The 21,932-nt window shown below is 74.4% G+C and carries 24 protein-coding genes; 7 read left to right on the forward strand and 17 right to left on the reverse strand.

Translation table 11 applies throughout. From position 1 onward, the window contains the following. Positions 1–63 precede the first annotated feature (63 nt). Complete coding sequence (locus ABD223_RS09565) at positions 64–1,236, forward strand: zinc-dependent alcohol dehydrogenase (protein ID WP_344035653.1); 1,173 nt, start codon at positions 64–66, stop codon at positions 1,234–1,236. A 24-nt stretch (positions 1,237–1,260) separates the two neighbouring features. Here the strand turns inward: ABD223_RS09565 and ABD223_RS09570 are convergent, their stop codons facing one another. The 9 genes from ABD223_RS09570 to ABD223_RS09610 all read right to left on the reverse strand — a co-directional run bounded on the left by ABD223_RS09570 (position 1,261) and on the right by ABD223_RS09610 (position 8,526). Beyond that, a complete protein-coding gene (locus tag ABD223_RS09570) occupies positions 1,261–1,806 on the reverse strand; it encodes a DUF6328 family protein (RefSeq protein ID WP_344035881.1) in 546 nt (181 codons plus the stop codon). Positions 1,807–1,811: 5 nt separating this feature from the next. Beyond that, complete coding sequence (locus ABD223_RS09575; RefSeq protein WP_344035654.1) at positions 1,812–2,084, reverse strand: hypothetical protein; 273 nt, start codon at positions 2,082–2,084, stop codon at positions 1,812–1,814. After that, on the reverse strand, positions 2,075–2,770 hold the full coding sequence (locus ABD223_RS09580) for an SDR family oxidoreductase (RefSeq protein ID WP_344035655.1): 696 nt from the start codon (positions 2,768–2,770) through the stop codon (positions 2,075–2,077). The genes ABD223_RS09575 and ABD223_RS09580 overlap by 10 nt, the downstream gene beginning before the upstream one ends. Continuing rightward, positions 2,770–4,080 (reverse strand): D-glycero-beta-D-manno-heptose 1-phosphate adenylyltransferase, encoded by a 1,311-nt coding sequence (gene rfaE2, locus ABD223_RS09585; RefSeq protein WP_344035656.1) that lies wholly within the window; start codon positions 4,078–4,080, stop codon positions 2,770–2,772. Before rfaE2 ends, ABD223_RS09580 begins: the two co-directional genes overlap by 1 nt. Positions 4,081–4,372: 292 nt before the next feature. After that, a complete protein-coding gene (locus ABD223_RS09590) occupies positions 4,373–4,948 on the reverse strand; it encodes a D-sedoheptulose-7-phosphate isomerase (protein ID WP_344035657.1) in 576 nt (191 codons plus the stop codon). After that, on the reverse strand, positions 4,945–6,150 hold the full coding sequence (locus ABD223_RS09595) for a glycosyltransferase (protein WP_344035659.1): 1,206 nt from the start codon (positions 6,148–6,150) through the stop codon (positions 4,945–4,947). Before ABD223_RS09595 ends, ABD223_RS09590 begins: the two co-directional genes overlap by 4 nt. After that, a complete protein-coding gene (locus ABD223_RS09600; protein WP_344035660.1) occupies positions 6,147–7,025 on the reverse strand; it encodes a glycosyltransferase in 879 nt (292 codons plus the stop codon). Before ABD223_RS09600 ends, ABD223_RS09595 begins: the two co-directional genes overlap by 4 nt. Further along, positions 7,022–8,014: a glycosyltransferase family 9 protein gene (locus ABD223_RS09605; RefSeq protein ID WP_344035661.1), complete on the reverse strand. Its 993-nt coding sequence runs from the start codon at positions 8,012–8,014 to the stop codon at positions 7,022–7,024. Before ABD223_RS09605 ends, ABD223_RS09600 begins: the two co-directional genes overlap by 4 nt. Then, positions 8,011–8,526 (reverse strand): D-glycero-alpha-D-manno-heptose-1,7-bisphosphate 7-phosphatase, encoded by a 516-nt coding sequence (locus ABD223_RS09610; RefSeq protein WP_344035662.1) that lies wholly within the window; start codon positions 8,524–8,526, stop codon positions 8,011–8,013. The genes ABD223_RS09605 and ABD223_RS09610 overlap by 4 nt, the downstream gene beginning before the upstream one ends. A gap of 144 nt (positions 8,527–8,670) precedes the next feature. On the opposite strand from ABD223_RS09610, the gene ABD223_RS09615 reads away from it, so the two are divergent. Next, entirely contained in the window at positions 8,671–9,189 is a 519-nt protein-coding gene (locus tag ABD223_RS09615; protein ID WP_344035663.1) for an SRPBCC family protein, read from the forward strand. A gap of 306 nt (positions 9,190–9,495) precedes the next feature. Here the strand turns inward: ABD223_RS09615 and ABD223_RS09620 are convergent, their stop codons facing one another. The 4 genes from ABD223_RS09620 to ABD223_RS09635 are packed head-to-tail and all read right to left on the reverse strand — an operon-like array spanning position 9,496 to position 11,559. Continuing rightward, complete coding sequence (locus ABD223_RS09620; RefSeq protein ID WP_344035664.1) at positions 9,496–10,005, reverse strand: hypothetical protein; 510 nt, start codon at positions 10,003–10,005, stop codon at positions 9,496–9,498. A 2-nt stretch (positions 10,006–10,007) separates the two neighbouring features. After that, a complete protein-coding gene (locus ABD223_RS09625; RefSeq protein ID WP_344035665.1) occupies positions 10,008–10,736 on the reverse strand; it encodes a metallophosphoesterase family protein in 729 nt (242 codons plus the stop codon). Further along, positions 10,733–10,987, reverse strand: a complete 255-nt coding sequence (locus ABD223_RS09630; protein ID WP_344035666.1) for a BON domain-containing protein — start codon at positions 10,985–10,987, stop codon at positions 10,733–10,735. The genes ABD223_RS09625 and ABD223_RS09630 overlap by 4 nt, the downstream gene beginning before the upstream one ends. Continuing rightward, complete coding sequence (locus ABD223_RS09635; protein WP_344035667.1) at positions 10,987–11,559, reverse strand: nucleotidyltransferase family protein; 573 nt, start codon at positions 11,557–11,559, stop codon at positions 10,987–10,989. Before ABD223_RS09635 ends, ABD223_RS09630 begins: the two co-directional genes overlap by 1 nt. A gap of 84 nt (positions 11,560–11,643) precedes the next feature. On the opposite strand from ABD223_RS09635, the gene ABD223_RS09640 reads away from it, so the two are divergent. Beyond that, a complete protein-coding gene (locus ABD223_RS09640) occupies positions 11,644–11,922 on the forward strand; it encodes a DUF6480 family protein (protein WP_344035668.1) in 279 nt (92 codons plus the stop codon). Positions 11,923–12,045: 123 nt separating this feature from the next. Here ABD223_RS09640 and ABD223_RS09645 read toward each other — a convergent pair whose 3' ends face one another. Both ABD223_RS09645 and ABD223_RS09650 read right to left on the reverse strand, forming a co-directional pair. Continuing rightward, positions 12,046–13,053 (reverse strand): NAD-dependent epimerase/dehydratase family protein, encoded by a 1,008-nt coding sequence (locus tag ABD223_RS09645; RefSeq protein ID WP_344035670.1) that lies wholly within the window; start codon positions 13,051–13,053, stop codon positions 12,046–12,048. Between the two features lie 166 nt (positions 13,054–13,219). Further along, positions 13,220–13,756 carry a Scr1 family TA system antitoxin-like transcriptional regulator gene (locus ABD223_RS09650; RefSeq protein WP_344035672.1) on the reverse strand — a complete coding sequence of 179 codons (537 nt, stop codon included), beginning with the start codon at positions 13,754–13,756 and terminating at the stop codon, positions 13,220–13,222. A gap of 162 nt (positions 13,757–13,918) precedes the next feature. On the opposite strand from ABD223_RS09650, the gene ABD223_RS09655 reads away from it, so the two are divergent. Together ABD223_RS09655 and ABD223_RS09660 are read left to right on the forward strand one after the other, a co-directional pair. Then, complete coding sequence (locus ABD223_RS09655) at positions 13,919–14,782, forward strand: helix-turn-helix domain-containing protein (protein WP_344035673.1); 864 nt, start codon at positions 13,919–13,921, stop codon at positions 14,780–14,782. 25 nt (positions 14,783–14,807) lie between these two features. After that, positions 14,808–14,984 (forward strand): DUF397 domain-containing protein, encoded by a 177-nt coding sequence (locus ABD223_RS09660; protein ID WP_344035674.1) that lies wholly within the window; start codon positions 14,808–14,810, stop codon positions 14,982–14,984. A 137-nt stretch (positions 14,985–15,121) separates the two neighbouring features. On the opposite strand, the gene ABD223_RS09665 is transcribed toward ABD223_RS09660, so the two are convergent. Both ABD223_RS09665 and xylA read right to left on the reverse strand, forming a co-directional pair. After that, the gene (locus ABD223_RS09665) at positions 15,122–16,501 is read right to left on the reverse strand and encodes a xylulokinase (RefSeq protein WP_344035675.1); all 1,380 of its coding nucleotides are present in this window, start codon (positions 16,499–16,501) and stop codon (positions 15,122–15,124) included. Continuing rightward, positions 16,501–17,640, reverse strand: a complete 1,140-nt coding sequence (gene xylA / locus ABD223_RS09670; RefSeq protein WP_344035676.1) for a xylose isomerase — start codon at positions 17,638–17,640, stop codon at positions 16,501–16,503. Before xylA ends, ABD223_RS09665 begins: the two co-directional genes overlap by 1 nt. 61 nt (positions 17,641–17,701) lie before the next feature. Here xylA and ABD223_RS09675 point away from each other — a divergent pair, with 61 nt between their 5' ends. Both ABD223_RS09675 and ABD223_RS09680 read left to right on the forward strand, forming a co-directional pair. Further along, the gene (locus ABD223_RS09675; protein ID WP_344035677.1) at positions 17,702–18,874 is read left to right on the forward strand and encodes an ROK family transcriptional regulator; all 1,173 of its coding nucleotides are present in this window, start codon (positions 17,702–17,704) and stop codon (positions 18,872–18,874) included. A 328-nt stretch (positions 18,875–19,202) separates the two neighbouring features. Continuing rightward, positions 19,203–21,920, forward strand: a complete 2,718-nt coding sequence (locus ABD223_RS09680; RefSeq protein WP_344035678.1) for an nSTAND1 domain-containing NTPase — start codon at positions 19,203–19,205, stop codon at positions 21,918–21,920. Positions 21,921–21,932 lie beyond the last annotated feature (12 nt).

A 21,932-nucleotide genomic window follows, 5' to 3' on the forward strand; every position in this document is an offset into this window, starting at 1 on the left:
CGCGCCGGGGTTTGCCACACGCCGGCCAGGGAACGCCACGACCGGGCGAGAGGAGACACCACGATGAAGGCCGTCACCTGGCACGGCAAGCGGGACGTGCGCGTGGACAGCGTGCCCGACCCGGTCGTCGAAGATCCCACCGACGTGGTCGTGCGCGTCACGTCCACCGGCCTGTGCGGGTCCGACCTGCACCTCTACGAGGTGCTCGGCCCGTTCATCGACGTGGGCGACATCCTCGGGCACGAACCCATGGGCGTCGTCGAGGAGGTCGGCCCCGAGGTCACGGAGGTCAAGCCCGGCGACCGGGTGGTGATCCCGTTCAACGTCTCCTGCGGCACGTGCTTCATGTGCGGGCGGGGGCTCCAGTCCCAGTGCGAGACCACCCAGGTGCGGGAGCAGGGCACCGGCGCGTCGCTGTTCGGCTACACCAAGCTCTACGGGCAGGTGCCCGGCGGGCAGGCGGAGTACCTGCGGGTGCCGTTCGGCAACACGCTGCCGATCAAGGTGCCGGACGGTCCGCCGGACGACCGGTTCGTGTACCTGTCCGACGTGCTGCCCACCGCGTGGCAGGCGGTCGAGTACGCGGACCCGGGCGACAGCCTCGTGGTGCTCGGCCTCGGCCCGATCGGCGACATGGCCACCCGCGTCGCCGGGCACCGCGGCGTCGGCACGGTGATCGGCGTCGACCTGGTGCCCGAGCGCATGGCCCGCGCCGAGGCGCACGGCGTGACCGTGCTGGACGCGCGGGACAAGGACCTGGTCGGCCACATCCGCGAGCTGACCGGCGGGCGCGGCCCGGAGGCGGTGGTCGACGCGGTCGGCATGGAGGCGCACGGCGCGCCGGTGGCCAAGCTGGCCCACCAGGCCGTGGGGCTGCTGCCGGACGCCATCGCCGCGCCGTTCATGAAGACCGCCGGCGTGGACCGGCTGCACGCGCTGCGCCTGGCGATCGACATCGTGCGGCGCGGCGGCACCATCTCGCTGTCCGGCGTGTACGGCGGCATGGCCGACCCGCTGCCGCTGCTGACCCTGTTCGACAAGCAGGTGCAGCTGCGCATGGGCCAGGCCAACGTGTGGCGCTGGGTGCCGGAGATCCTGCCGCTGCTGACCGACGAGGACCCGCTGGGCGTGGACTCGTTCGCGACGCACCACCTGCCGCTCGACGAGGCGCCCCACGCGTACGAGATCTTCCAGCGGAAGCGGGACGGCGCGGTCAAGGTGCTGCTGCGCCCCTGAAGCGGCGCGGCGGCCGGCCGGGGGTCACCCCTGCCGGTCGGCCACCTCGTCGTCGTCCTCTTCGTCCTCTTCACCGTCGTCGCCGAAGCTGTCCCGGCCGCGCTCGCGCAGCGGCAGGACGAACCACAGGGTGCCGAACAGCAGCACGGCGAAGACCCCGAGCCCGACCGCCATCCACCCGCCGAGGATGACCTCGCCCAGCAGCAGCACCGTGCCGATCATGGTCAGGGCCAGGAAGACCAGGCCCGCGATCGCGAAGCGGTTCGCGACCTCGATCAGGTCCTCTCGCCGGCCCCGGCGGAACAGCAGCCGGTGCCACGCGGCCGGCGCGGTCATCAGCGCGACCGAGCACGCCGCGAACATGATCGTGATCAGGTGCGTGACGCGGATGAAGTCGTCCGCGCTCTGGTAGCGCTCGGAGAAGGCGATGGTCAGCAGGAAGCCGAACAGGATCTGCACGCCGGCCTGCGCCACCCGGAGCTCCTGGAGCAGCTCGTTCAGGTTGCGGGTCAGTCTTCTGTGGTGGGATTCCTCGCCCTGGCTCACGGGCACGACGTACCCATCGTCCACTCCCGTCAACCACCTGTTCTCCTGCGTGTTTCCAGGTCGGGGGGCTTGGGCCGCGCGGTCCACCGGCGGGTGGGCCGCACGGCCCAAGCCGGTGGCCGGCGGCGGACGGCGGACGGCGGGCCGAAGTGGTCGGGCGTCGCGGGCAGCGGCGCCCGCAGCACCTCCAGCGCGGTGCCGCCCGCGACCACCACGAGGTCGCGCCCGGGGCACGCGCCCGGCCCGCCACGCAGCACGTGGGTGAACGCCCGGCCGGTGGCCGGCCTGGGGGCTACGGCCACGACCCCTCTTCGCGGTGGGCCACGACCAGCTCGCGGATCTCGCAGCCCTCGGGCTGGCGCAGGGCGAACACGATGGCGTCGGCCACGCGCTCCGGCGGGTTGAGCCTGCTGTCGTCCGGCGGCCGGTACCGCTCCTCGCGGTCGTCGAAGAAGCGGGTGCGCATCCCGCCGGGGATCACCAGCGTCACGCCGACCCGCCCGGCGGTCTCGGCGGCCAGCGCCCTGGTGAAGCCGACGACGCCGAACTTGGAGGCGCAGTAGGCGGTCGCGTCGCTCACCGCCTTGATGCCCAGAGTGGAGGCAATGGTCACCACGCGGCCGCCGTCCAGCAGCGGCAGCGCCGCCCGCACCACGGCGGCGGTGCCGAGCAGGTTGACCATGACCACCCGCTCCCAGTCGGCGGCGGGCACCTGGTCCAGCCGGCCGCACGCGTCGGTGCCCGCGGCGGTGACCACGGCCCGCAGGCCGCCGTTGCGCCCGGCGATCGCCTCGACCGCCCGCTCGGCCGCCCTGGTGTCGGACAGGTCGACCGACTCGAAGTCGGCCACCTCGGGCGACGACGGCGCGGCCTTGTCCAGCACGAGCGCCTTGCCGCCCAGCTCGTGCACGGCGTGCACCACGGCCGCGCCCAGCCCGGACGCGCCGCCGGTGACGAGCACGTTCCCGATATCCCCTGTAGCCGCCATCAGCCCCTCCTGGAGAGCATTTCGGTGGTGGAGCGACCGCGGTGGTAGGGCACGACGACGGTGCGCCCGCCCCACCCCCGCACCAGCTCCGCTTCGGGCAGCGAGTCCGCCGAGTAGTCGCCGCCCTTGACCCAGACGTCCGGCCGCAGCTCGGCCAGCACCCGTTCCGGGGTGTCCTCGTCGAACACGACCACGTCGTCGACGCAGCCCAGCGCGCGCAGCACCTCGACCCGGTCGTGCCGGCTGTTGACCGGCCGCCCCGGGCCCTTCAACCGGCGCACCGAGTCGTCGGAGTTCAGGCACACCACCAGGCAGTCGCCCAGTGAGCGGGCCGCGCGCAGGGTGCGGACGTGGCCCGCGTGCAGCAGGTCGAAGCAGCCGCCGGTGGCGACGACCACGCCGCCGCGCGCCCGCACCCGCTCGACCGCGGACACCTGCTCCGACCTGGGCCGGGGCACCCGCTCGGCGGGCCGGAACCCGGACGCGCCGCCCCGCAGCAGGAAGTCGGCGGCCGAGGTGACCGCGGCGGCGACCGCGTCGTCCGTCGCCGCGCCGGCCATCAGGCGGGCGGCGGCGGTGACCGCGAACCGGTCGCCCGCGCCGCACGGGTCGAGCACCGGCACGTCCGGCGCGGGCACGGCCACCTGCGCGCCGCCCGCGTCGAGCAGCGCGCCCTTCGCGCCGAGCGTCACCACGACGGCGCGGGCGGCCCACCTGCCGCGCAGCGCGCGGGCGGCGTCCGCCGGGTCGGGACGCCCGCTGAACCTGCCCGCCTCGGCCGCGTTCGGGGTGACCAGCCGGGCGTCCGCCACCGGGGCCGGGCCGCGCGGGTGGGGGTCCCACACGACGGGCACGCGGCCGAGCACGGCGCGCAGCCGCTCGTCGCGCACCAGGCCGCGCCCGTAGTCGGAGACCAGCACGAGGTCGGCGTCGAGGACGGCGTCCAGCATCTCGTCGGTGACCTCCGGGGCGCCGGGGCCGCCGCCCCGGTCCACCCGGGCCAGCGAGTGGCTCCCGCAGCGCAGGCGCGTCTTGACCGGGGTGGGCGCGGACGACCGGCCCAGCACGGCGGTCAGCCCGGTCAGCTCCTCGCGCAGCCGGTGGCCGTCGGCGTCGTCCGCGACGGCGCTGATCAGCGTGACCTCCACCCCGTCGGCGGCGGCCAGCGCGGCGGCCAGGCCCGCGCCGCCGGGTCGGGCGCGCTCCTCGGTCACGTCCAGCACGGGCGCGGGCGCGTCGGGGCAGATCCGCTCGACCGCGCCGTGCAGGTCCACGTCCAGCAGGCAGTCGCCGACCACGGCCAGCTTCACGACGCCCTCCGCGCCCGCTCGCCCGGCACACCGGTGGGCTGCCTGCGCGCTCGCGCCCGGCCAAGCCCGGAAGCCGCTTGGCCCGCCACACCGGTGGCCCGCACGCCCCCGCGCGCCCGGCGGCCCGTCACTCCCCGCCAGGGCGCCGCGAACGCCGCGGCGCGGCCCCCCGGACCCCGCGCGCCCTCCTCGCGGACTTCGTCCACCCGCTCCACGACACCCTCCCCTCCGGGCGCGCCCGCGCCCGCTCGTGCACCGCGCCCCGCCTGCCCCGGCCGCCCCGCCGGGAACCTCAAGAGACCTTCCGCTCCTCGACCGGCAGCGCCGCCTCGAACGCCGCGCACAGCGCGTGCACCGCCACCAGCTGCGCCTCCTGGACGTTGGCCGTGTCGCCGGGCAGGCACAGCGCCTCGTCCGCGGCCTCGGCCAGCGGGTTCGGACCCGGACCGGTCATCGCCCACACGTGCGCGCCCGCCTGCCGACCGGCCTTCACCGCCTCCAGCAGGTTCGGGCTCGCCCCGCTGGTGGACAGCAGCACCACCACGTCGTTGGGCCGGGCGTGCGCGGTGACCTGGCGGGCGAACACCTGCTCGTAGCCGTAGTCGTTGCCGATGGCCGTCACGCTGGCGGACTCCGCGCACAGCGCGATCGCCGAGAACGGCCGCCGGTCGTCGCGGAAGCGGCCCACCAGCTCGGCCGTCAGGTGCTGCGCCTCGGCGGCCGAACCGCCGTTGCCCGCGGCCAGCAGCCGGCCGCCGTCGCTGAGCCGGCGGGCCAGCACGGATCCCCACCTGCTCAGGCGCGGGGCCTGGGCGCGCAGCCCGGCCAGCGACTGGGCGAGTCCGTTCAAATGCGCGTCGACGCTCATCGGGTGCCTCCCACGACCACGGCGCTTCCTGCCGTCGCCCGCTCGTAAACGCGTTCGGTGTCCTCGGCGATCCGTTCCCACGTGTAGCGGGCGGCGACCCGGTCGAGGCCGGCCAGCCCGCACGCCTCCCGCCGCGCCCGGTCGACCAGCAGCGGACCCAGCGCGCGGACCAGCGCCAGCGGGTCGCGCGGCGGCACCAGCACCCCGGTGACGTTGTGCACGACCGTGTCCACCAGGCCGCCCACGGTGGTGGCCACCACCGGCTTGCCGCACGCCATGGCCTCCAGCGGCACGATGCCGAACGGCTCGTACCAGGGCACGCAGGCCACCACGTCCGCGGAGCGCAGCAACGCGGGCATCGCGGCGCGCGACACCTGGCCGACCAGCCGCACCCGCTCCCGCACGCCCGCCCGCGCGGCGTGGGCCAGCAGCCGCCGCGCCTCCGGGTCGGACTCGACGTCCACCGGCCCGCCCGCGATGACCAGCTCCACCATCGGCAGCGACCGCAGCGCGCTGATCAGGTCCTCGAAGCCCTTGCGCGGCACCAGCCTGCCGACCGACACGATCCGCTGGAAGGGTCCTCGCACGTCGACCGGACCCTCGGGCTGGAACCGGTGGAGGTCCACCCCGCACGGCACCACGGAGATCTTCGCCCGCGGCAGCCCCATGCGCATCAGCTCGGCCACCTCGTCGTCGCAGGTGGCGGCGATGGCGTTGGCCTCGCGGCCGACCATGCGCTCGATGCCGATGCGCTGCGCCGGGCTCGTGTCCCCGGCGCCCTGGTGGCGGCGCTTCACCGTGCCCAGGGCGTGGTAGGTCTGCACGACCGGCACGCCCGCCCGGCGGCCCGCGAGCACCGAGGCGAAACCGGACATCCAGAAGTGGGCGTGCGCCACGTCCGGCCGCCGCGCGGCCCACTGCCGCTCCAGGTAGCGGGCGAAGTCGCCCATGTGCGGCAGCAGCTCGTCCTTCGGCACCGGACCCGCGGGCCCGGCGGGCACGCGCACCACCTCGTAGCCCTGGTCGGTGGACACCCGTTCGGGCAGGTCCGGGTCGTCGCGGCGGGTGTAGACCTCCACGTCGTGGCCGAGCGCCGCCAGGGCCGTCGAGAGCGCGGCCACGTGCACGTTCTGCCCACCCGCGTCGACACCGCCCAACGCCGCCAACGGGTCGGCGTGCTCGGACACCATCGCGATCCTCATCCGCACACTCCTGTCAACAACCGGTCCCACGCCCGAAGGAAGGCTTCGAGGCCGTAATGGGCCAGGGCGAACTCCCTGGCCTGCTTGCCCTTCTCCCGGGCCGACGCCGGGTCGGCCACCAGGTCGGCCAGCGCGCGCACCAGCTCGTCCACGTCGGTGGACACGACCCCCGCCTCGGGCGGCACGGCGCGCACCACCTCGGTGCAGGCCAGCGCGACCACCGGCATGCCGAGGTGCATCGCCTCGACGAGCGAGAGGCCCAGTGACGTCCACCTCACCGGGTGGAGGTACGCGCGGCGCCTGGCCAGCTCGGGGTGCAGCACGTCCAGGGGGAGGTCGCCGCGGCCCATCTCGCCGAGCTGCTCGGTCTTCATGCCGAACACGTCCAGCGGCGCGGCCTCCGCGAAGCGGGGCAGCAGGTCCGTGCCGACCACGCGGCCGCGCCGCACCGGCTCGTTGACCACGACGGCCGCGCGGGGCAGGTCGCCGGTGTAGAGCGGACCGGGGTCGACGACGCCGTGCTCGATCACGGTGGTGCGCGTGGAGCCGCAGTCCCACATCAGGTCGTTGAAGTGGGTGACGTGCACGATGGTGCCCGGCCAGTCCTTGAGCGGGTGCGGCTGGTTGGGGTGCCTGGGCGTGTTGTGCTCCAGGTAGACCACCGGTATCGCGCCGGGCACCCAGCCGACCTCCTCGGGCCGTTGCAGGACGGCCAGGTCGGCGTCCACTTCGGACACGTCGACCTCGCGGGCCGCGGGCCAGTCCCGGCCGAGCAGGCCGTTGCCGCGGGGAGGACCCGGGATCAGGTACTCGTGCCCGCCCCGGACGAAGGCGTTCGTCCACGAGCCGTGCACGTGCCACAGCAGGATCTTCACGTCCGCACTCCCACCAACTCCGCGACGGCGGCGACGACCCGGTCGGGCGTCACCTGGTTCAAGCACGGGTGACCGGGCACCGGGCAGTCCCGGGCCCGGGAGTCCTTGCACGGCGCCCCCTGGTCGCCCAGCAGCACGTGGGGGCCGTGCGGGGCCCACCGCGCGGCCGGCACGACCGGGGAGAACAGCGAGACGACGGGCGTGCCCACGGCCGCGGCGAGGTGCGCCGGACCCGTGTTCCCGACGACCGCGGCGTCCGCGCGGGCCAGCAGCCCGGCCAGCTCGGCGAAGGTCGTGCGACCGCCGAGGTCGACGCCGTGCGCGCCGGCCACGTGCCGGGTCAGCGCGGTCTCACCCGGGCCGCCGGTGACCAGCACCCGGTGCCCGGCCGCGGCGAGCGCGGTGACGGCCTGCGCGCACCGGTCCGGCGACCAGGCGCGGGCGGGCACCGAGGCGCCCGGGTGCACCACCACGTGCGGCCCGACCTCGGCGGGCTCCGGCGGCGGCGTCACGGCGAGCCGGCCGTCGTCGCCCGGCGGCAGCTCGAAACCGGCGGCGCGGGCGACCTCCAGCGCGCGTTCGGCCTCCGGGACGTCGGGGTCCTCGCGCAGCCGGACGTCCAGCAGCGAACCGGGGTAGTCCGTCGAGCGGGCCACGACCTTCGGCACGCCGGCGAGCCGCAACACGAGGGCGAGGGGCAGGGCGCTCTGGTGGAACGACGTCAGGACCAGGGCCACGTCGGCGCGCACCTCCTTGAGCAGCGCCACCACGGCCCCGATGTCGGCGTCGCGGACCGCCGGCGCCGGGTGGGCGATCCACGGGCAGTCCCAGCGCACGACCCGGCTCACACCGGGCAGCAGCCCGGCGGCCTGCGCGCCGGCGTGGCCGCACAGCAGCACCACCTCGCCGGCGTGGGCGGCCGCGCGCACCGCGGGCCCGGCGAGCAGCACGTCGCCGTCGCTGTCGAGCCTGGCCACGATCGTCCTCATAGGACCAGCGCCAGGGCGGACAGGAGGTCGGGCGCGGTGCGCGGCGCGCGGTCGACCTCGTCGGGGAGGGTGACGGGGGTGGGGACCAGGATCGGCGTGACGCCCGCGGCCAGGCCGGCCTCGACGTCGGCCTCGATGTCGCCGATGAAGTAGGTGCGCCCGGGGCGGGCGTCCAGCCGCGCGCAGGCGTCGAGCACCATGCGGGGCGAGGGCTTGCGGCAGTCGCAGCCGTCGTCCGGGTGGTGCGGGCAGACCTGCCAGGTCCCGAACGGGCCGAGCAGCTCCTCGACGCGGGCGTTGACCGCGTCGACCTGCGCCCCCGTGAGCAACCCGCGCCCGATGCCGGACTGGTTGGTGACCACGCCCGTGCGCACGCCGCGCGCCCGCAGCGCCCGCAGGACCTCCCGCGCGCCCGGCATCGGCTCGACCTCGTCGGGGTCCCCGTTGTAGGGCACGTCCCTGATGAGCGTGCCGTCGCGGTCGAACAGGACGGCGTCGGGGTACTGGTCCACAGAGGAGATTTAGCCGGGCGAACCCGATGCAAACGCGAAATGGAGAAGCGCTACTCACAGCCACCCAGGAGTGGGGCATGTGTGGAGCGCGTCGCGAGGGGTACTCCGGGAGAGAACTCGATTCCCGAGGAGAGGTTGCAAGCAGTGACGACGATCGAGAAGTCGGTTGACGTCGCGGTCCCTGTCACGACCGCGTACAACCAGTGGACGCAGTTCGAATCGTTCCCGCAGTTCATGGAGGGCGTCGAGCGCATCACCCAGGTCACTCCCACCCGGACCCACTGGGTGACCAAGATTGCCGGTGTGACCAGGGAGTTCGACGCCGAGATCACCGAGCAGCACCCGGATGAGCGCGTCGCGTGGCACACGGTCGACGGCCCGCCGCAGGGCGGTGTGGTGACCTTCCACCGCATCGACGACCGCACGACGCGGGTCCACGTGCAGATGCAGTACGACCCGCAGACGCTGACCGAGAAGGCGGGCTCCGCGCTGGGCGTGGTCGAGCACCGCGTGAACGCCGACCTGAAGCGGTTCAAGGAGTTCATCGAGGACCGCGGGGTCGAGGAAGGCGGCTGGCGAGGCGACGTGCAGCGTCCGCCGCAGGCCGGCGAGACGCGCCACGACCTGCCCGACGCCGGTAGGCCGGGCGACCCGCTGCGGTGAGCGCGCGAGCGGTGCCCGGACCGCGGGGAGGGAACCGGGTACCCGGTTCGTCCATCCCGCAGCCCAGGCCACCGGTCGACGGCAGCTGAACCGCGAGAAGACGACAGGAGCCCCGCGAACCCAGGTTCGCGGGGCTCCGTCGTGCGTGCGCCCGGTCGGGCCCGTTTGCCACAACCCTTTCGGGACAAGCCCGATTCCCCTTCGGGTGCCACTCCCTCTGGGTTCCACTTCGTGCCGGGTGATGTCGCCGGACGACATGGCGAAGGGCCGGGAACCCTCGGGTTCCCGGCCCTTCGCACCAGGGGATCAGCCGCGCTTCAACCCGTCGAACAGCTGGGTCAGCGAGTGCCGCAGCGCCGAGGCCGCGTCACCGATCAGCGACGTCGTCCCGGGCCTGGCCGGCTCCCGCTCCGCCTCCGGCGTCACGTCGTGGTCCAGCAGCTCCCGCACGACCTCCAGCACCACCTCCGGGTGGCCCAGCGGCACCGGCGCGGCGAACGTCTGCGCGGAGCCGATGACACCCTCGTGACGCCGGATCAGGTCGCCCACCTCGGAACCCGCGCCCGCGCCCGCCACCAGGTGCACCCGCGCCCCGCGGGCCGCGAACCCGGACAGCGCCTCGTCCACCTCGCGCCACGACCCGTCCGACGCGGGCAGCCGGCACCACATCACCCGCAGGTGCTCGGCCAGCGGTCGCCACGACGCGGGCAGGTCGCCGTGCAGGCCGACGCCCGCCGGGTCGAGCACCACCACGACCGGCGCGTCGTCCGGCCCCGCCCACACCACGGCCGGGCCGTGCGTCCTCGTCTCCTCCACGCCTACACCTCCACCACAGCGGGTTCCACGCAGTACACGGTGTACGCCTGCCGGAGGACCGGCTGGGCCACGTTGCGCACCCGCACGCCGCCGGGGGTGAGCCCGTGCTCCGTGCCGAAGTGCGCGTGCCCGTGCAGCGCGAGGTTCACGCCCGTCGCGTCGATCGCCTCACCCAATTGGTAGGCGCCCAGAAAGGGGTAGATCTCCGGTGGTTCGCCACGCAGCGTGTCCGGGATCGGCGCGTAGTGGGTCAGCGCCACCTTCACGTCGGTGTCCAGGCCCTCCAGCGCCGTCCGCAGCGAGTCCGCGATGCCGATGGTGTGGCGGATGAACGACTTCATCTCCGGTTCGCCGAACATGCTGCCGCACTTGCCCGCGAAGCCGCCGCCGAAGCCCTTGACGCCGGCGACGCCCAGCGAGTGCCCGTTCACCTGGAAGGAGACACCCTCGCCCTCCAGCACGTGCAGCCCGGCGTCGCGCAGCACCCGCGTGACCTCGTCCGGCTTGTCGTCGTGGTAGTCGTGGTTGCCGAGCACCGCGGCCACCGGCACCGGCAGGTCGGTGAACTCGTCCGCGACGACCCTCGCCTCGGACACCGTGCCGTGCCTGGTCAGGTCGCCGGCCAGGAGCAGCACGTCGGCGCACTCGCCCAGCTGCTCCAACGCGGGCCGCAACCGCCCGCGCGCGTCCTCGCCCAGGTGCACGTCCCCCACCGCGGCGATGCGGATCATCGAATCTCCTCCCGGCCGGCCGGCGCGTCGACCGGCACCACCTTCACGTCGTCCAGCACGGTCAGCTCCGGCGCGACGTCGTGCACGACGGCCTTCAGCGCGTCACGGCGCTCCTCGCTGGCCACGCTGCCGGACAGCAGGACGTTGTCCCCCCGCACGGTCACGCGCACGCCCTGCTCGGTCGTGCGCGAGTCCTCGGCGAGGGCCCGGCGCAGCCGGGCGGACAGGTACTGCTCGGGCTCTGCGTTCATCACGCGCTCCTGGTCAACGTCGTCGGGTGCAGGAGGTCCAGGCGTTCCACCAGCACCAGGAACGCCTCCGCGTACGGCGAGTGCTTCGTGGCCTCGCGGACCTTGTCCCAGGCGATCTGCTCGCGCAGCGCGCGGGCGAACGGCAGGAGCTGGCTGAAGTCGCAGCGGTGGCCGTCCAGGACCAGCAGCTTGCTGATCATCACCTCGGTCGCGGGCATCACCGGCAGCGTCACCGACCCGACGGCCAGCTCCTCCGCCCTGCCCAGGGTCTCCTCGGTCACCGGGATCTCGTTCGGGCGGAACAGCAGGTCCACCAACGAGTCGCCGTCGTACACCTTGAGCAGCCAGTCCTCTGGCGGCGTGGCGGCGCGCATGCCGGCCGCCACGAGCGCGCTCACCGCGTTCTTGGCATCTTCCTCGCGCACGATGATGTCCACGTCGTGCTCGGTCGCGGGCCCACCCCTGGCGTACACCGCGCACCCGCCCGTCAGGGCGAACGGGATGCCCTCGGTGCGCAGGGCCTTGGCCACCTTGGTCAAAGTGCGCAACAAGTCGTCTTGGACACCGCTCATGCCTGTTGATTACCCGGACGTGCCGCCGTTCACACGGGCAGGCGTCGGGTGGGTAGCCGGCTGCGTGCCGGGTAATCACCGGGCATGACTGCCCAACCGCCCGACCCGGACACCTCCCGCACCCCCGGCGGCGCGGTGCCGCCCGACCCGGACCCGGCGCGCACGCCCGGCCTGGAGCCCGGCGGCGGGGTCGCCCCCGGCGACACGCCGCCCGACTCCGGTCAGACCTCCGGCCTGTCCCACCCGCAGCCCATGCCCTCGCGCAAGGGCCCGGTGATCACGCTGGTGCTGGTGGTGGTGCTGACCCTGCTGGTCCTGGCCTTCATCGTGGCCGAGGTGATGAGCTGGTCGAAGACCTTCTGAGGTCCTCGGCCACCGAGGCCCCGGCGGCGCGCCGGGGCTCAAGGCCCCGGCGCCCGAGGTCTCGGGGTGGGCTGGGGCTCAGGGCGCCAGGCTTCAGGGCCCCAGCCCTCAGTGCTCCAGGCCTCAGGGCCGCAGCGGCGGGCTGGGGCTCAGGCCCTCCTTGCGGCCCAGCCCGTCGATCAGCTGCCGGAGGGCGTCCCGGGCGTCGTGGCGGGGCTTCCAGCCCAGCTCGTCGCGAGCCCTGGAGGCGTCCAGCAGCGGCACGGTGAGGGCGAGGTCGATCCAGCCGGGCGAGGTGGGCTGGAGGCGCAGGTGCCAGCTGACCCGGGCGGCGGCGCGCAGGGCCGCGGGCGGGATCGGCACGTGGCGGGCGCCCAGCACCCCGGCCAGCACCTCGGGGGTCACGACCGGGTCGGAGACGACGTTGAACGCGCCGGTGTGCCCGCCGAGCACGACCTTGGCGACGGCGTCGGCCACGTCGTCGGCGTGGGCGAACTGGAGGACCATCGTGCGCGGCAGCGGCAGCACGGGCGGCTTGAGCCGGAACACGGCGTGCGGGACCAGCGGTCCCAGGAAGTAGCGCTTGATCTCGGCGGCGGCCTCGGGTTGCAGGATCAGGCCGGGCCTCACGCGGCCGATCTTGAGCACGGGGTGCTCGCGCGCCACCTGGTCGAGCAGGTGCTCCACGGCGGCCTTGTGCCTGCTGTAGTAGGAGGTGGAGACGCCGTCGGTCGGCCAGCTCTCGTCGACGGCGTGGTCCTTGGCCGCCGGGGAGTACGCGCCGACGGACGACATGTGCACCAGGTGCGGCACGCCCGCGTTGACGGCCGCGGTGAAGACCCGGTCGCTGCCCGCGACGTTGGTCCGGTAGAGGGCGCGCTCGTCGTGGCCGGGCTGGACGCGCCAGGCGAGGTGCACCACGGCGTCCGCGCCGCGGCACACCTCGGTGAGCGGTTCCTCGGCGCCCTCGCGGCTGAGGTCGAGCGGGGTCCACTCGACGTCCCGGAAGGCGTCCCGGCGCTCCGGGGGGCGGCGGGACGTGCCGTGGACCACGACGCCCGGCTCGTCGGCGAGCCTGCGCAGCAGGGCGGTACCCAGGTTGCCGGTCGCGCCGGTGACCACGATCCTCATGGCGGCCGGGTACCCGCGCGGGTGCGGCCCGACACGGGCGGCGACCAGGCCCGGGTCAGACCGCGATCCGGCTCGGGCCCAGTCCCCGGCCGCGCCCCGATCAGGCCAGGTCAAGCCCCGACCGATTCCAGTTCGGGCCAGGCCACCCAGTCCGGTCCAGTCCCGGTCAGGCCCCCGTCAGCTCGTGCAGCCGGTTGAAGACGGCGTGCGCCGCGTCGGTGTGCTCCGGGTCCTCGGTGAACATCACCGCGTGCGCGTAGGTGTAGCAGACCACCGGCGGCCCGCCGGTCATCCGGAACAGCGTCAGGGGCTGCTCCAGGCCCGGGTAGGCGCCCGCGTCGCGCGGGATGACGCGGAAGGTGACGTCGGTCCGGTCCGTGGGCGCCTGCGCCAGCACGTAGGCGGTGCAGCGGGCGGCGTCGAGGTCCCGGAACACCGGGGCCACGCCCAGCGGCGCGTGCAGGTCGACCCGCTCGGCGGTCCGGCACAGCTCGTCGAGCACGGCGTTGGCCTGCGCGCCCCAGGAGCACCAGAGGTCGCGCTGCCGCACCCGGCGCGAGCCGCCGCCCTCCAGCTCCACGATCCGCTGCGGCGGCAGCCCGACGCGCGCGGCCAGCTCGTCCACGGTCAGGCCGCGCCGCTCACGGAGCCCGCGCAGCTTGTCCCCCAGTAGACGACCTTGCAGCGATGGGCGCATATCCATCCCGGACCACTCCTAGCTGCTGATCGGAACTGTGGAAACGATGACACAGGCCGACGGAACTGTTGAATATTCAGAGCTGAAATACGTCCGTTGGGGTGAACTCAGACCCTGCTACTGTCCGCAACGTTGCGCACAACCCCGATTCCCGGAGGTTTTCCGCAGGTGACGGGCCGTGAACCGATGCCGCCGTTCGTCCACAAGATCGTCGCCGGGCGACAGCTGGAGCTGCTGCGCACCACCGCGGGACTCACCCAGGAGCAGGTGGCCGAGCGGTGCGGCTGGTCCCAGACCAAGGTCGCCAACGTCGAGCAGGGCGCGATCCGGGTGCGTCCGGACGACCTGGAGAAGCTGTTCGACGTGCTGCGCCCGGACGACGACCAGCGGCGGCGGGTCCACGACCACGTCGAGGCGGGCCGCGCCGCCATCCCCAAGACCGACTTCCGCTGGCGGTTCAAGGGCGACGCCCTGCGCAAGGTCGTGGACATGGAGCGCTCGGCGGCCGTGATCTGCTCGCGCTACAGCATGTTCGTGCCCGGCCTGCTCCAGACCGAGGCCTACATCCGCCACCACTTCCGCGCGTTCCGGCCCGCGCTCAGCGAGGAGGAGGTCACCCGGCACACCGCGCTGCGCCTCCAGCGCCAACGGGTGCTCGACCACCCCGACCAGCGCTTCGCGTTCAGCATCGACCAGGCCGCGCTCGCCCGGATGGGCACCGCGCCGTGGGCCAACGAGCAGCTGCTGCACCTGCTGGCAGCGGACCGGCGGCCGAACGTCGACCTGCTGCTCGTCCCCTTCACCCACGGGTACTACCGGGGCCAAGAGGCGCAGTACTCGATCTACCAATACGACGCTGACCCGACCATCCACCTCCTCTACGTTGAGAGCTACGACGACCGGGAGGTCGTGAGCGACCCCAGGCAGGTGGCCAGGGTCCTCGACCTGTGGGAAGAACAGCGCGCCGCCGGACTCAGGGCCCACGAGGCCCAACCGTTCCTCCGATTCCTGTCGGGGGCCTCCCGGTCCTGACCGCACCGGGAAGGACGTGAGCGCGGTGGACGAACCGACGTGGCGCAAGGCCAGCTACAGCCAGGCCGACCCGCAGAGCTCCTGCGTGGAGGTGCGCTTCGCGGAGGGCGGGGCGGCGGTCCGCGACAGCAAGAACACCGCGGGCAGCACCCTGGCCTTCCCCCCGGGAGCCTGGCTCGCTTTTCTCGCCGCACGGCGCTGAGACGCGGGAGGGGTGCTTCCACGTGGCGTGGAAGCACCCCTCCCGATGTCGACGGCCGGCGGCCCGGCTGCCGGAGGTCCGGCGCCGGAGGTCCGGCGGTCGACGACCGGCTGCCGGCGGCCCGGCGGCCCGGCGGTCTAGCGGTTGACCGTCAGCTCGCGCGCCGCCGCGTAGCGCTCCCGCACCAGCGGCGCCGGGTCGGCCTCGACGAGCTCGGCCTCCAGCGAGGACCAGTGCGGCGGCCCGGCCGCACCGCTCACCGCCCACGCCGCCTGCCGGGCGGCGCCGTCGGCCACGTACTCGCTCGGCGCCGGCACGAGCACCGGGCAGCCGAACACCGCGGGCGCGAGCCGCCGCACGGCGGCCGACCGCGCGCCGCCGCCGATGAGCAGCACCCGGGACACCGGGGTGCCCACCGCCACCAGCGCGTCGATGGCGTCCGCCAGGCTGCACAGCAGGCCCTCGACCGCGGCGCGCGCCAGGTGCGCCGGGGTCATGTTGTCGAGCCTCAGGCCGTGCAGGGCGCCGGTCGAGTCCGGCTTGTTCGGCGTCCGCTCGCCCTCCAGGTAGGGGACGAAGGCCAGGCCGTCGGCGCCCGCCGGCGCGCTGAGGGCGAGGTCCGACAACACGTCCAGGTCCACGCCCAGCACGGCCGCCGTGGCGTCCAGGACCCGCGACGCGTTGAGCGTGCAGACGAGCGGCAGGTGCCCGCCCTCCGCGTCGGCGAAGCCGTTGACGATGCCCGTGCCGTCCGCCACCGGGTGCGGCGAGCGGGCGAACGCCGTGCCGGACGTGCCGATGGACACGACCACGTCGCCGGGGCGCATCTGCACGCCCAGCCCCGCGCCCGCGTTGTCGCCCGCGCCCGCGCCGAAGCGGCCGCCGGTCAGCTCCGCGGGCCCGAGCACGCGCGGCAGGTGCGGCACGCGACCCAGCGCCAGCTCCAGCAGGTCCGGTCGGTAGTCCTCAGTGGACGGGGACCAGTAACCCGTGCCGCTGGCGTCGCTGCGGTCGGTGGTCAGGGCGTCCAACGAGGCGCCGCCGGCCAGCTTCCACGTCAACCAGTCGTGCGGCAGGCAGACCGCCGCGGTGCGAGCCACCGACTCCGGCTCGTTCCGCGCCAGCCACCGCAGCTTGGTGACGGTCAGCGAGGCCACCGGCACGCTGCCGATCGCCTCGGCCCACGCCCGCGGCCCGCCCAGCTCGGCGGTCAGGTCGACCGCCGCGCCCGCGGAGCGGGTGTCGTTCCACAGCAGCGCGGGGCGCACGACCTCGCCGGACGCGTCCAGCGTGACCATGCCGTGCTGCTGCGCCGCGACCGACACCGCCGCCACGTCGTCCAGGCCGCCGGCCTGGGCGATGGCCGCCTGGAGGGCGTCCCACCAGGCGGCCGGGTGCACTTCGGTGCCCGCCGGGTGCGCCGCGCGCCCCTCCCGCACCAGGGCGCCGGAGTCCGCGTCGCGCACCACGACCTTGCACGACTGGGTGGACGAGTCGACGCCCGCGACGAGCGCCATCAGCGTGCGCCCAGCACGTGCTCCAGCGCCAGCTGGGACAGGCGCACGAACCCGTACCCGCGCTCGGCGGCGGCGGTCACGTCCACGTCGTCGGCCTTGATGAAGTCCGCGATGGACTCGCCCTCGGACAGGGTCGGCTCGGCCAGCTCGTACACGCCGCTGGTCTTCAGCGCCTCCTGCACCTCGGGGTCGGCGCGGAACGCCGCCGCCCGCTCGCGCAGGAGCTGGTAGGTGCGCATGTTGGCCGCCGCGCTGGCCCACACGCCGTCGAGGTCCTCGGTGCGCAGGGGCTTGTAGTCGAAGTGGCGCGGGCCCTCGTAGCCGCCGTGCTCCAGCAGGTCGACCAGGAAGAACGCGGACAGCAGGTCGCCGTGGCCGAACACGAGGTCCTGGTCGTAGCGCGGGCCCTTCTGGCCGTTCAGGTCGATGTGGAACAGCTTGCCCTGCCACAGGGCCTGGGCGATGCCGTGCACGAAGTTGAGCCCGGCCATCTGCTCGTGGCCGACCTCGGGGTTCACGCCGAACAGCCGGTGGTGCTCCAGCTCGCCGATGAACGCCAGGGCGTGGCCGATGGTCGGCAGCAGGATGTCGCCGCGCGGCTCGTTGGGCTTGGGCTCCAGGGCGAACTTCAGGCCGTAGCCCTGGTCCTCGGAGTACTGGGCGATGGTGTCCAGCGCCTCCCGGTACCGGTCGAGGGCGGCGCGCACGTCCTTCGCCGCGTCGACCTCGGAGCCTTCCCGACCACCCCACAGCACGATGGTCCCCGCGCCCAGCTCCGCGGCCAGCTCCAGGTTGCGCAGCACCTTGCGCAGCGCGAACCGGCGCACGTTCCGGTCGTTGCTGGTGAAGCCGCCGTCCTTGAAGACCGGGTGCTGGAACAGGTCGGTGGTGACCATCGGCACCACCACGCCGGTCTCGTCGAGCGCGGCGCGGAAGTCGGAGATCCGCCGGTCCCGCTCGGCCGCGTCGGCGTCGAAGGGGATCAGGTCGTTGTCGTGGAACGTGATGCCCCACGCGCCGAGCTCGGCGAGCTTGCGCACCGCCGTCGGCGCGTCCAGGACGGGGCGGGTGGCGTGGCCGAAGGGGTCGCGACCCTGCCAGCCCACCGTCCACAGGCCGAAGCTGAACTTGTCCTCCACGAGGGCACCTCCAATAAGTTTGATGCCTGAACTTATCGCACCGAGCGGATAGTATCCAGAGGTGTCCAGACCCCGGCCGGCGAGCCAGCACACCGTGCGCAGGCACAACTCCGCCCTGGTGCTCGACTCGATCATGCAGGCGCCCGGCTCGTCGCGCGCGGCCGTGGCCGCCCGCACCGGCCTCACCAAGGCCACCGTGTCCAGCCTGGTCGACCGGATGATCGGCGCGGGCCTCGTGGCCGAGGGCGAGGCGCAGGCCCGCACCGGGCCCGGCAGGCGGGGCACGGCGCTGCACCTGTCGCCCACCGGGCCGCACGGGCTGGGCGTGGAGATCGGGGTCGACTACCTGGCCACGTGCCTGGTCGACCTGACCGGGCGGGTGCGGGCGCGGTGGGTGCGGCCGAGCGACAACCGCGACTCCTCACCCTCGCGCGTGCTGGCCAAGGTCGCCTCGGCCGTGCGCACGGCGCTGGCCGAGGACGTGTCGGTCGGCGGCGTCGGGGTGGCGGTGCCCGGCCTGGTCGAGGTCGCGGGCGGCACGCTGCGGGTGGCGCCGAACCTGGGTTGGCGCGAGGTCGACCTCCGGGGCGAGCTGACCCGGCGGATGGCGCTGGACGTGCCGGTGCTGGTGGGCAACGAGGCGAACCTGGCCGCGCTGGCCGAGCTGTGGCACGGCGACGTGGCGGCGGACTTCGTGCACATCTCGGGCGAGATCGGCATCGGCGCGGGCATCGTGGTCGGCGGCGGGCTGTTCGAGGGCGTGTCCGGGTTCGGCGGCGAGATCGGTCACCTGTCCGTGGACCCCCGGGGCCCGCGCTGCGGCTGCGGCTCGCGCGGCTGCCTGGAGCGGCTGGCCGGGCAGGACGAGATCGTCCGGGCCGCGGGCGTGTCCGGCGTGGACGACCTGCTGACCCGGCTGGCCGCCGGCGACAAGGCCGCGACCACGGCGGTCCGCTCGGCCGCCCGGTGGCTGGGCGTGGCCCTGGCCGGCGCGATCAACCTCCTCGACCTGCCCACGGTGGTGCTGGGCGGCAACTACGCGCGCCTGGAGCCGTGGCTGCACGACCCCCTGCGCGCCGAACTGGACCGGCGGGTGGTGAGCGCCGAGTGGTCCCCCGTGCGCGTCGTCGCCTCGTCACTGGGCGCCGAGGCCGCCGTCCGGGGCGCGGCGGGCAGCGCGGTCCGCGCCATCCTCGCCGACCCGGACCCCTACGTCACCTCGGTCCTGACCTGACCCCACCCCGACCTGAACGCAGAACTCGGGGTACCGGAACGTACGACACGGTGGCCCCGAACGTACGACTCGCGCGCGAGTCGTACGTCCAGGGCGCGCGAGTCGTACGTCCAGGGCGCGCGAGTCGTACGTTCGGGGCGGGCGAGTTCTGCGTTCGGGGCGGGCCGGCGGGTGTTGTGGCACGTCGGTGCGGTGTGTGACAGGTCAAGCACCTGAAGTCATCACCCGGATGCGCACCTCGGATGTGGAGGTGCGCGCGGGCCCGTTCTGACAGCCTGGACGGCACCTCGGACGCCCAGGGCCGGGGACTGCTCAGGGGGGTGACCCGGTGCCGCGTGGAGAGCGCCCGTTGGACGTCGGCGAAGGCCCGCTGCTCAGGTTCGCCGCGGACCTCAGGTCGCTGCGCGACAGGGCCGGCGGCCAGAGCTACCGGCAGATGGGCGCGCGCGCCCACTACTCCGCCACGACCCTGTCCGACGCGGCGGGCGGGCGCAGGCTGCCCACGCTCGCCGTGACGCTGGCGTACGTGCGCGCCTGCGAGGGCGACGTGACCGAGTGGGAGGACCGCTGGCGGCAGGTCGCCGCCGAGGTGCTGCCCGGCCACGAGACCGCCCAGGACGAGGCCTGCCCGCCCTACGTCGGGCTGACCGCGTACGGCACCGAGGACGCCGAGTGGTTCTTCGGCCGCGACGACCTGCTCGACGAGCTGGGCCGGCGCATCGCGGCACGCCGGTTCGTCGCGGTGTTCGGCGCCTCCGGCGCGGGCAAGTCGTCGCTGCTGCGCGCCGGGCTGGTGCCCCGGGTCGAGGGCCGAGTCGCCGTGACCACGCCCGGTGAGCTGGGGGTTCGCGCCGAGCTGCTCGACCTGTCCGTCGACCTGCTGATCGTGGACCAGTTCGAGGAGGTCTTCACCCTCTGCCCGGACGCCGACCAGCGGGCCGCGTTCGTCGACGCGCTGCTGACCGCGCCGTGCCGGGTCGTGGTGGGCGTGCGCGCCGACTTCTACGGGCACTGCGCGCAGCACCCGGTGCTGGCGGCGACGATCACCAACGGCCAGCTGCTGCTCGGGCCGATGGGCCCGGAGGAGCTGCGCCAGGTCATCATGCGGCCCGCCGTGAAGGCGTCGTGCACGGTGGAGACCGCGCTGGTGTCGCGGCTGATCGCGGACGCGACCGGCCAGCCGGGCGTGCTGCCGCTGATGTCGCACGCGCTGCTGGAGACCTGGCGCCGCCGGCGCGGCAAGGCGCTGACGCTGGCCGGGTACGAGGCGGCGGGCGGCATCCAGCACGCCATCGCGCAGACCGCCGAGCGCACCTTCACCTCGCTGGAGCGGCAGCAGCGCGAGCTGGCCCGGCAGGTGTTCCTGCGGCTCACCGCGCTGGGCGACGGCACCGAGGACACCAAGCGGCGGCTGCCGCGCGCCGAGCTGGACGCCGACCCCGACCTGGACGTCGTGCTCGACCGGCTCGCCCACGCCCGGCTGCTCACGCTGGACCGGGACCGCGTGGAGATCGCGCACGAGGCGCTGATCCGCTCCTGGCCCCGGCTGCGCGGCTGGCTCGCCGAGGACCGCGAGGGCCTGCGCACGATGCGCCGGCTCACCGAGGCCGCCGCCACCTGGGTGTCGCTCGGCCGCGACCCGGACGCGCTGTACCGGGGCACCCGGCTGGACTCCGCCCTGGAGTGGACGCGGCGCGACGGCGTGCGCACCAGCGCCCAGGAGCGGGACTTCCTGGCCGAGAGCCTCCAGGCCCGCGACCGCGAGCGGCACGTCGCCCACCGCCGCACCCGACGGCTGCGGCAGCTCGTCGCGCTGCTGGCCGTGCTGCTGGTGTGCGCGGGCAGCGCGGTCTTCTACGCCATCCGGGCGCAGAACGAGGCCGCCGAGGGCTGGCGCTCGTCGGCCGCCTGGTACGTCGCCAACCAGGCGCAGGCGCTGCGCGCGAGCGACCCCCGGCTGGCCGACCAGCTCGCCATCGCCGCCCACCAGCTCAACCCCACCGACGCCCTGCGCGACGGTGTGCTGAGCGCGCACGCGGCGAGCGGGGAGGACCTGGTCAGCCGGTCGACGTTCGGCGAGGGCCTGAGCCCGGACGGCGCGCGGCTGCCCAACGACCGGGTGCCGGTGCCGGCCCTCGACCAGTACCGCAGCATCACCGCCCGCGACGTGCCCGACCTGGTGGTGACCTCGACCGCGGAGAACTCGGTGTCGCAGGCGTTCGCCACCACGCTGCGGAACCGGGAGGCCGCCGTCTGGAACATCACCGACGCGATCGAGCCGGTGGTCGCGCACACCTTCGACTTCCCCGTGGTGCGGCTCGCGATGGACCCCCTCGCGCAGGTCGTGGTCACCGTCTCCGAGATCAACGAGGTGGTGGTGTGGGACTGGTCGGACCCCGACCGCCCGGTGAAGCGGTCCCGCCTGATCGGCCACGACCGCCCGCTGGACGGCATCGCGTTCAGCCCCACCGGCGACGTGGTGGTCACCTACGACGACGCGGGCCTCATCCGGATGTGGGACCTGACCGACCTCGACCAGCCCCAGCGGGTCGGCCAGCAGCCGCTGGGCAAGGCGATCTCGGCGGTCGCGCTCACCCCGGACGCCGGCACGCTCGCGGTCGGCTTCCCGAGCGGCCAGGTGCGGGTCTGGGACCGGACCAACCGGTGGGCGCCGCGCGAGCTGTGGTCGCGCAAGGCGCACCCGGAGGCGATCAGCGCCCTGGGCTTCCGCCGCGACGGCCTGGCGCTGGCCACCGTCGGCAAGGACGACAAGGTGGCGCTGTGGAGCCTCGCGGACCGGACCCGGCCGGTCGAGCAGGGCCGGATCGCCGGGCGCACCGACCGGATCTACGGCGTGTCGTTCGGCGACGACCCCACGCGGGTGACGACGACCAGGGCGGACGGCACGTTCCGCGACTGGGACTTCGACTTCGACACCGCGCGGCAGGAGATGTGCGACCTGGTGGAGGCCGACATCACGCGCGAGGAGTGGCAGCAGTACGTGGCCGCGGTCGGCGCGCTGGAGTACAGCCGCCCGTGCGGCTGAGGGGGCGCTGTC

This window comes from Saccharothrix xinjiangensis, assembly GCF_039527585.1.
GTDB classification, from domain to species: domain Bacteria; phylum Actinomycetota; class Actinomycetes; order Mycobacteriales; family Pseudonocardiaceae; genus Actinosynnema; species Actinosynnema xinjiangensis.